At 26.0% G+C, this 1,047-nt stretch carries 1 protein-coding gene; it reads right to left on the bottom strand.

The window, feature by feature from the left end:
• Window positions 1-81 precede the first annotated feature (81 nt).
• Window positions 82-978 (bottom strand): IS982 family transposase, encoded by an 897-nt coding sequence (locus tag Q0Y03_RS15475; protein WP_297714676.1) that lies wholly within the window; start codon window positions 976-978, stop codon window positions 82-84.
• Between the last annotated feature and the right edge of the window lie 69 nt (window positions 979-1,047).

Below are 1,047 nucleotides of genomic sequence, written 5' to 3'. Positions count from 1 at the left end.
ATGTGAATCAAGATTTAAATAATTTTAAAATTCTGAAAATAGATATTATTTATTATTTATAACTAAATATATAATTTAAAATTATAAACAAAAAGTATTACTAAATACTAACATAAAAGCTGAAAGTTTACCCCAAATGTGAGTGAGAGCTCCATTAAGTGATCTTACTTTTGAAGCATTTTGTAATTTAACTTTTTCATCTATTTGATTAAATAATGATTCAATAGGTTGTCTTAGTCTACTTATAGCACTTGAAGCTATTGCATCTGCCGAATCTACTATTTTTTCTCCTCGTTTTCTCTTATAAGGAGTTAAAATAACCGTTCCATTAGCTTTAGCTAATGATTGTAATTCTGTATCAGAATATGCTCTATCAGCATATATTTTTCTATTTTTAAAGTTAGTAAAAAGTTCTCTTACTGCTTCTAAATCATGAACTGATGCCTTTGTTATCAATGCATATTCAGGATACGGTGTAGTTTTAGGTCTTACATTTGCAATTACATGAAGCTTACATCCATAATAGTGAAAATCTTTAGTTGAGCAATAACCCTTATTACAAATTTCTTTAGCAACCTTTCCCTTGTAAGCTCTTTTATCTTTAGCTAATGCTATCGGGAAAGAATCAACTATATTTTCAATAGTATTTGAAAATTCATTTTTAAAAATAGATGTCAAAATTGAAGTTAATTCTCTAAAAGCTTCATGCAAGTTATTAAGTCTATTATTAAATGCTTGATAACTCGGAATATTTGGAAAATATTCAGTTAAGTGATTTATAGCGTATCTGTACACATCTTTTTTAGTATATTGTTTTTGTAAAGTTGCCCATAAATAAATTGTTATTATCTCCTGATCAGTAAATTTAGGCGAACAATTATTACTAAAACGTTGAACTGAACACGCTAATCTGCTATCATAGATAGCAGAAACATAGCAATATAATTCAATTAGTTTAAGAATTGTTTCTTTTTTCATACTTTAATTCTAACTAATTTTTATTGCAATGTTTCTTTTTTTATTAAAATTTTAAATATTGATTCGCAT

Source organism: Clostridium sp. (genome assembly GCF_026168755.1).
Classification (GTDB): domain Bacteria; phylum Bacillota; class Clostridia; order Clostridiales; family Clostridiaceae; genus Clostridium.
Note: the sequence above shows the minus strand (reverse complement) of the source record. Positions and strands in the feature narration are given on the sequence as shown.

Excerpts from the sequence above, each read along its gene's own strand:
- Q0Y03_RS15475 (WP_297714676.1), bottom strand. The coding sequence starts at position 978 with ATGAAAAAAGAAACAATTCTTAAACTAATTGAATTATATTGCTATGTT.